This is a genomic window from Fluviirhizobium alvei, from assembly GCF_030551875.1.
Classification (GTDB): Bacteria; Pseudomonadota; Alphaproteobacteria; order Rhizobiales; family Rhizobiaceae; genus Rhizobium_E; species Rhizobium_E alvei.
The window spans coordinates 82,228-89,971 of the sequence record NZ_JAUOZU010000021.1 but is presented as its reverse complement, the minus strand read 5'-3'; the positions used below and the strand labels follow the sequence as shown (position 1 = coordinate 89,971).

Sequence of the window (7,744 nt, the reverse complement as noted above, 5' to 3'; positions counted from 1 at the left end):
TGCAATGAGAATAGCTATGGAAAAACAGGCCGCATGAGGCCAGATTAGAAACCCGAGACTCTCCCGAAAACTGGAGGAAATTTGGGTCTCAGGTCAGAAAGGAAAAACGATGGAAGAGATCAAGGCCTGGTACCAGTCGCGCGCTGTCTGGGGTGCACTCGTGGCAATTCTTGCAGGTGTGTTGCAGATGGCCGGGTTGTCGCTCGATGCTGCCGGCCAGGCGCAGCTGACGGACAGTGTTCTTGCCCTTGTCGGCATTGTCGGTGGCCTTCTGGCCCTTTACGGCCGCCTGAAGGCGACAGCGGCGCTGGGCGGCGCGGACCCAGAGCGGAAAAAACCTACGGAATAGGAATGAAAGGTTTGTCGAGGACTTGCATCCGATGACCTGCGACATTCATATGACATTCATTGTGGGTCCGCTAAGGTCAGGGCAAGTTGAAAACAAGCCACGAGCACCGTGAAAAAACATGGCATCGATAATCGTAACCTCTCTGGCTGCAGCCGGCATCCTGGCGGGATCGTTGACCGATCCTTTGACCGATCCGCTGATTGTGCCGCAAGGCCTTGTCTCCGAGACCACACCGGTTCCGGATGCGAAGGTGCAAACCGTTCGCGGTGATTGCTCTGCCGCCGCCGCCCAGGCCGTGGCAATGACCGGAGGCGAGCTTCTGTCCGTCGCGCCGGCGAGAAACGGACGCCCAATCTGCCAGGTCGTTGTTCTCGTCATCAACAAGAACGGCCGGCCACGCCGGATCCGTCTCCGGATCCCGATGGATCTTTAAGTCCAAGCTCCGAGAAACAAGGTAAAAGCCAGGAATGCGCATACTCGTTGTCGAAGATGACCAGAATCTCAACCGCCAGCTCACCGAGACGCTGAAGGAATCGGGCTATGTGGTGGACCAGGCGTTCGACGGCGAGGAAGGGCATTATCTCGGCGATTGCGAGCCCTACGATGCCGTGATCCTCGATATCGGCCTGCCGGAGATGGATGGCATCACGGTTCTTGAGAAATGGCGCGAGGCCGGCAAGAAAATGCCGGTGCTGATCCTGACCGCCCGCGACCGCTGGAGCGACAAGGTGGCGGGCATCGATGCCGGTGCGGACGATTATGTCGCCAAGCCCTTCCATATGGAAGAGGTGCAGGCCCGCCTGCGCGCGCTCATCCGCCGTGCGGCCGGCCATGCAAGCTCGGAAATCATCTGCGGACCGGTGCGGCTCGATACCAAGAGCTCGAAAGTGACTGTCAATGGCACGACGCTGAAGCTGACCTCGCACGAGTTCCGGCTCCTGTCTTATCTCATGCATCATATGGGGCAGGTCGTGTCGCGAACCGAGCTGGTCGAACATATGTATGACCAGGATTTCGACCGCGATTCCAATACGATCGAAGTGTTCGTCGGCCGGTTGCGCAAGAAGATGGGGATCGACCTGATCGAAACCGTGCGCGGCCTGGGCTACCGCATCCAGCCCGGCAACAATGGGTAGACTGAATTCCGTTACAGCACGGGTGCTGATCTACACGACCGCCTGGTCGGCGGTGGCGCTCGTGATCATGGCCGTCGTCATGTCGACGCTCTACCGAAGGACGGCGGAGCGCGGCCTGCATGACCTTTTGCGCGCGCAGCTCTTCTCGGCCATCAATTCGGTTTCGATCGATTCCACCACCCATGAACTGACCGGCTCGCCGCAACTGAGCGAGCTCGCCTTCCAGCAGCCCGACAGCGGCTGGTACTGGGTGGTGCAGCCGTTGGGCGATTTCAAGACCGAGCCGCTGACCTCCTCGAACTACGAGGGCGTGCCGACGTTGCCCAACAATGTCGTGCCGCTCAACAGCCGCTTCGAACGTTATTATGCGACCAAGGACAAGGCCGGTAACGATGTGCGCGTGGCTGAAGCCGAGATCAGCCTCGAAGAAGAGCCGGCCGAAGAGCGCGACCTGACCAATTTCTCCGCCAACGATACGCCGGTGCGTGTGGTGCGCTTTCGCATGATCGGCAACCAGAATGTCGTCGAACAGGATGTGCGCGCCTTCAACCGCAGCCTCTTCATCGCGCTCGCCCTCTTCGCGATCGGTTCACTGGGCCTCAATGCTCTGGCGATTCTTCTCGGTCTCAGGCCGCTTGATCGCGTGCGGGCTGCGCTTTCGCGCATCCGCAACGGCGAGGCCGAACGGCTCGATGACGACCTGCCGCGCGAGATCGCGCCCCTGGTCGAGGAGGTCAATGCGCTTATCGACAGCAACCGCCGCGTGATCGAACGTGCCCGCATGCAGGTGGGCAATCTCGCCCATTCGCTGAAGACGCCGATCGCCGTACTGCTCAACGATGCGGCCCAGATGAAGCCGCCACATGGCGAACTCGTTCGCAGCCAGGCCGAAATCATGCAGGCGCAGGTGCAATCCTATCTCAACCGGGCTCGCATTGCCGCCCAGCGCGACAGCATTCTCGCCCGCACGGAGGCCGAGCCGGTGCTCGAACGGCTGGCGCGCGTGATGCGCAAGCTCAATCCGGGAAAGGAATTCCAGCTTTCGGTACGGCCGAAGGGATTGCTTTTGGCGATGGAAGCGCAGGATATCGAGGAAACGATCGGCAACCTGCTCGAAAATGCCGGACGGTTCGCCGAAAGCCAGGTGAAGATCACCGCGCAACCGGCGCCGACGGGAACGATGGGCGAGGATCAGGCACGCAAGGCCTGGGCGCTCCTGGTGGTGGAAGACGATGGTCCCGGCCTCGAACCCGCACAGATCAAGGAAGCGATGAAGCGCGGCCGTCGACTGGACGAAAGCCGACCCGGAACCGGCCTCGGCTTGTCGATCGTCTCCGAGATCGTTGGCGAATATCAGGGGCGCTTCACCCTCATGCGGGCGGAGGCGGGCGGCCTGCGCGCCGAACTCGTTCTACCGGCAATATTCAAGGAAAATTGAATATTTAATTGTTTTGAACCATTGGTCGCGAGGTCCGAAAATGCCATATTGCTGCCACGACCGACACGCAAAGCACTAAGAATGACGGATATCGCAAAGCTCAGGGTTGAAAGCATGAATGGAACGCAGTTCGCAAAGGCTGGCCTGATTGTAGCCATGGCTTTGAGCCTTTCTGCCTGCGGTACGACATCCGGCTCGACCAGGCTCGACGATACCGGCAATCGTATTGCCGCGGCCAACGGTTATGATGCCGGTGACGAATCGCCGGCGGACTCGTCCTATTACATCCGTGCGTTGCGTGGCGGCCTGCTGATGCGCATGGCCGGCCTCAAACTGTCGACCAGTGACAAGACCCGTGCGCTCGAAGCCGAGTACAAGGCGCTCGAATCCGCCCCCAGCGGCCAGAGCGTTGTGTGGGACGGAAGTGGCCTGCGCGGACAGGTGACCGTTGCCGTGCCCTATCAGGTCGGTTCGCAGAACTGCCGCCAGTACACCCATACCGTGACACCGAACGGTGGCCAGCCGGTTGTTGCTCGCGGTGCCGCCTGCCGCAATCCGAACGGCAGCTGGACGCCGCTGGCCTGATCGCCCGACCGGCCAGACGCGAACGTCGCTAAAGAATCGCCGAGCCAAATGCGGCCAAACGCCTCAATTCTGCGTTATCTTTGATCTGGCGCATTGGATTGGCTGCGATGATGAATTAGTTGATCTCCGTCATGTTCTGGATTTCTGCGCTCATTATCGCGGCTATTGCCGCACTCATCCTCATTCTGCCTCTCCTGCGGAGCGGCGGAGTGCCTGTCGCTGCTGCCGCCAACGACGCGATGGTCTATCGCGACCAGCTGGACGAAGTGGGGCGCGACGAGAAAAACGGTCTCATCGATGCGGAGGAGGCCAATCAGGCGCGTGCGGAAATCGCGCGCCGGCTGATCGCTGCGAGCGACGCTGCCAACAGCGAGACCGCCAGCCGGTCTGGCCGCGCCGCCGGGCTTGCACTTGCCGCCTTTCTCTGTCTTTTCCTGCCGCTGGCAGGCTACTGGCTTTATAGCGGCATGGGCCTGCCGACCGAGCCGGACCAGCCGCTCGCCGCGCGCATGAGCAACCCTTCGCCTGACATCAACATCCTGATCGCCAAGACGGAAGCCTATCTCACGACCCATCCGGATGACGGCAAGGCCTGGGATCTGCTGGCGCCAATCTATATGCGGACCATGCGCGCTGACGATGCCGCCAATGCCTATCGCAATGTCATCCGCATTCTCGGACCCGATCCGGACCGGCTCGGAAGCCTGGGCGAAGCACTGACGGTTGCTGCACGCGGGCAGGTGACGGACGATGCCCGCAAGGTTTTCGAACAGGCGATCGCCATCAATCCGAAGGACCCGCGCAGCCGCTTCTATGTCGCGCTCGCCTTGGCGCAGGCGGGCAAGTTTGATGAATCGCTGGCGGCCTTTGCCGCGTTGAAGGCGGAATCACCGGCAGACGCTCCCTGGATCGGCGTTATCGATGCGCAGGTGGCGCAGGTGACCGACGCGAAGGCTCAGGGCAAGAATACGCTTGGCAACCCGAATGCGGCCGATATGGAGGCAGCATCCGCCATGTCCGCCGAAGACCGGATGCAGATGATCCGCACCATGGTGGACAGTCTCGATGCCAAGCTCAAGGATGATCCCAACAATTTCGAAGGCTGGATGCGCCTCGTCCGTTCCTACGGCGTGCTGAAGGAAACCGACAAGGCTGAAGCGGCGCTCAAGACGGCGCTCGGCGTGTTTCCGCCGGCGAGCGACAATGGCAAGGCGCTCATCGCGCTCGCTAAGGATATGGGCCTGAACACCGAGGGAATGACTGAATGACTCGCAAGCAGAAACGCCTCGCCCTGATCGGCGGTGGCATGAGCTTCCTGATCGCGGCCGTGCTGCTGGTGATGTTCGCCTTCAGCCAGTCGGTTTCCTATTTCTACGTACCTTCGGATCTCGAAAAAGCGAAGTTACCGCCCGACACGCGTGTTCGCCTCGGAGGCGTGGTCAAGCCTGGTTCCTGGCAGCGCGGGCAGGGGATGAAGGAAACCTTCATCGTGACCGACACGATCAACTCGATCCCAGTGACCTATACCGGCATTCTGCCCGACCTTTTCCGCGAAGGGCAGGGCGTGGTGGCGGAGGGCAAGCTGGCGCCCGGAAACCCGCCGCTTTTCATTGCCGATACGGTGCTGGCCAAGCATGACGAGACCTATATGCCCAAAGATGTTGCGGATCGCCTGAAAGCCAAGGGTGTGGAACTGGGCGGCAACGAGGTGATCAAATGATTGTCGAACTCGGTCACTTTGCGCTGGCACTCGCGCTTGCCGCCGCTCTCGTTCAGGCTTTCGTGCCGGTGCTGGGTGCCATCCGCCGCGACGAGCGACTGATGGCCGTGGGCAGCACGGGTGCGCTTGTCACCTTCCTGCTTGTCGGCCTCTCCTATCTGGCATTGACCTGGGCCTATGTCGCCTCCGATTTCTCCGTCGTCAATGTCTGGGAAAATTCCCATTCTCTGATGCCGACGATCTACAAGATCTCGGGTGTCTGGGGCAATCACGAAGGCTCGATGATGCTCTGGCTGCTGATCCTTGTCTTCTTCTCGGCGCTGGTAGCAGCCTTCGGCGCCAACCTGCCCAAGAGCCTGAAAGCGAACGTGCTTTCGGTTCAGGGCTGGATTGCCGCAGCATTCCTGCTTTTCGTGCTTCTGACCTCCAATCCCTTCATCCGCACCATGGCGCTGTCGCCTGGTGCCCCGGCGCCCGCCGAAGGGCGCGACCTCAACCCGGTTTTGCAGGATATCGGTCTCGCCATCCATCCGCCGCTGCTCTATCTCGGCTATGTCGGCTTCTCGGTCTGCTTCTCGTTCGCCGTTGCGGCTCTGATCGACGGTCGGATCGATGCTGCCTGGGCGCGCTGGGTTCGGCCCTGGACGCTGCTAGCCTGGACCTTCCTGACGGCCGGTATCGCCATGGGCTCCTACTGGGCCTATTACGAACTCGGCTGGGGCGGCTGGTGGTTCTGGGATCCGGTTGAAAACGCCTCCTTCATGCCCTGGCTTGCCGGGACAGCGCTTCTGCATTCCGCCCTCGTGATGGAAAAGCGCGAGGCGTTGAAAATCTGGACCGTGCTGCTTGCGATCATGACTTTCTCGTTGTCGCTGCTCGGAACCTTCCTCGTGCGTTCCGGCGTTCTGACATCGGTCCATTCCTTCGCATCTGACCCATCACGAGGCGTTTTCATCCTGACGATCCTGGCGATCTTCATCGGCGGTGCCTTCTCGCTCTTTGCCTTCCGGGCGCAATCGCTGACGCCGGGCGGCCTGTTCCAACCTGTGTCGCGCGAAGGTTCGCTGGTTCTCAACAACCTGATCCTCGTCGTGTCGACCGGGGCGATCCTGACCGGCACGCTCTATCCGATGCTGCTCGAGGCGCTGACCGGTGAGAAGATTTCCGTCGGCGCTCCCTTCTTCAATCTCGCCTTCGGCTGGCTGATGGCGCCGCTACTGCTCGTCCTGCCATTCGGGCCGTTTCTAGCCTGGAAGCGGGGCGATCTCGGACAGGCGGCGCGCAAACTGCGTCTGGTCTTCGTGCTGGCGCTGGTGCTTGGCATTCTGATCTGGTTCGTCGAGGGCAATGGGCCGATGCTGGCAGCCCTCGGGATTGCTGCCGGTTTCTGGCTGATCTTCGGCGCGCTCGCCGATCTTTGGAACCGCGCCAATTTCGCCAAGGCTGGTCTTTCGAACGGATTGCGCCGTCTTTCCGGCCTGCCTCGCTCGGCCTTCGGTACGGCGCTTGCCCATCTGGGCCTCGGCGTCACCGTACTCGGCGTCGTCATCGTCTCGATCTGGGAAACCGAACATATCGTCGAACTGAAGATCGGCGAAACCACGACGAGCGGAGCCTACGAAATCCGGTTCGATCGCGAAAGCACCCTGAAGGGGCCGAACTACACGGCCGAACTGGCGCATTTCACAGTCACCAAGGATGGTGTCGTCGTCGCCGAAACGGACAGTTCCAAGCGCATCTATACCGCCCGCCAGATGCCGACGACCGAGGCTGGCATCATGACCTTCGGCGCATCGCAACTCTATCTGTCGATCGGCGACAAGACCGAGGATGGCAAGATGGTGGTGCGCATCTGGTACAAGCCCTGGATCCTCTGCATCTGGGTCGGGGCATTGATCATGATGGCGGGGGGCTTCGTGTCTCTCTCCGATCGACGGCTGCGCGTCGGCGCGCCGGCGAAGCGCAAGCAGGTAGCGCCCGCAGCGGCGGCTCTTCCGGGAGCGGCCGAATGAGACGCCTCATTGCTTCTCTCTTCCTGCTTCTGGCGAGTTTCGGTCCGGCGCTCGCCGTCAATCCCGATGAAGTGCTCGCCGATCCGGTTCTGGAAGCGCGGGCGCGTGCCCTTTCGGCTGGCCTGCGCTGCATGGTCTGCCAGAACCAGTCGATCGACGATTCCAATGCCGACCTCGCCAAGGATCTGCGTCTTCTGGTTCGCGAGCGGCTGAAGGCGGGCGACAGCGACCAGGAAGTGATCGACTATCTCGTTTCCCGCTACGGCGAATTCGTGCTTCTGAAACCGCCGGTCAACAGCCATACGGTTCTGCTCTGGGGCATGCCGGTGGCCCTTCTGGCAATTGGTCTTGTCGTCGTCGTTGTCAAGCTGCGTCGCCGCCCCGCCCGCGCTCCGCTCGGGGCCGCTCTCAGCGCCGACGAGCAGGCGAAGCTCGACGCGCTGTTGCGCGACGAGCCATAGCCTGCCGACGATGGAACGCCGGCTGTGTTTTGCCGGCGTCCCG

9 protein-coding genes are annotated in these 7,744 nt (G+C 61.4%); all 9 read left to right on the top strand.

Features of this window, described 5'->3' with window-relative positions; genetic code table 11:
- Window positions 1-109: 109 nt before the first annotated feature.
- The 9 genes from Q4481_RS22875 (at window position 110) to Q4481_RS22835 (ending at window position 7,701) form a co-directional block, all read left to right on the top strand.
- Window positions 110-349: a hypothetical protein gene (locus tag Q4481_RS22875; RefSeq protein WP_304378735.1), complete on the top strand. Its 240-nt coding sequence runs from the start codon at window positions 110-112 to the stop codon at window positions 347-349.
- Window positions 350-467: 118 nt separating this feature from the next.
- Window positions 468-782 (top strand): hypothetical protein, encoded by a 315-nt coding sequence (locus Q4481_RS22870; protein ID WP_304378734.1) that lies wholly within the window; start codon window positions 468-470, stop codon window positions 780-782.
- Between the two features lie 34 nt (window positions 783-816).
- Complete coding sequence (locus Q4481_RS22865) at window positions 817-1,485, top strand: response regulator transcription factor (protein WP_304378733.1); 669 nt, start codon at window positions 817-819, stop codon at window positions 1,483-1,485.
- Entirely contained in the window at window positions 1,478-2,923 is a 1,446-nt protein-coding gene (locus Q4481_RS22860; protein WP_304378732.1) for an ATP-binding protein, read from the top strand. Before Q4481_RS22865 ends, Q4481_RS22860 begins: the two co-directional genes overlap by 8 nt.
- Before the next feature lie 114 nt (window positions 2,924-3,037).
- The gene (locus tag Q4481_RS22855; protein ID WP_304378738.1) at window positions 3,038-3,508 is read left to right on the top strand and encodes an RT0821/Lpp0805 family surface protein; all 471 of its coding nucleotides are present in this window, start codon (window positions 3,038-3,040) and stop codon (window positions 3,506-3,508) included.
- A gap of 131 nt (window positions 3,509-3,639) precedes the next feature.
- Window positions 3,640-4,776, top strand: coding sequence for a c-type cytochrome biogenesis protein CcmI (gene ccmI / locus Q4481_RS22850; protein WP_304378731.1), 1,137 nt, complete (start codon window positions 3,640-3,642; stop codon window positions 4,774-4,776).
- A complete protein-coding gene (gene ccmE / locus Q4481_RS22845; RefSeq protein WP_304378730.1) occupies window positions 4,773-5,228 on the top strand; it encodes a cytochrome c maturation protein CcmE in 456 nt (151 codons plus the stop codon). Before ccmI ends, ccmE begins: the two co-directional genes overlap by 4 nt.
- Window positions 5,225-7,240, top strand: a complete 2,016-nt coding sequence (locus tag Q4481_RS22840; RefSeq protein ID WP_304378729.1) for a heme lyase CcmF/NrfE family subunit — start codon at window positions 5,225-5,227, stop codon at window positions 7,238-7,240. The genes ccmE and Q4481_RS22840 overlap by 4 nt, the downstream gene beginning before the upstream one ends.
- Window positions 7,237-7,701 (top strand): cytochrome c-type biogenesis protein, encoded by a 465-nt coding sequence (locus Q4481_RS22835; RefSeq protein ID WP_304378728.1) that lies wholly within the window; start codon window positions 7,237-7,239, stop codon window positions 7,699-7,701. Before Q4481_RS22840 ends, Q4481_RS22835 begins: the two co-directional genes overlap by 4 nt.
- Window positions 7,702-7,744 lie beyond the last annotated feature (43 nt).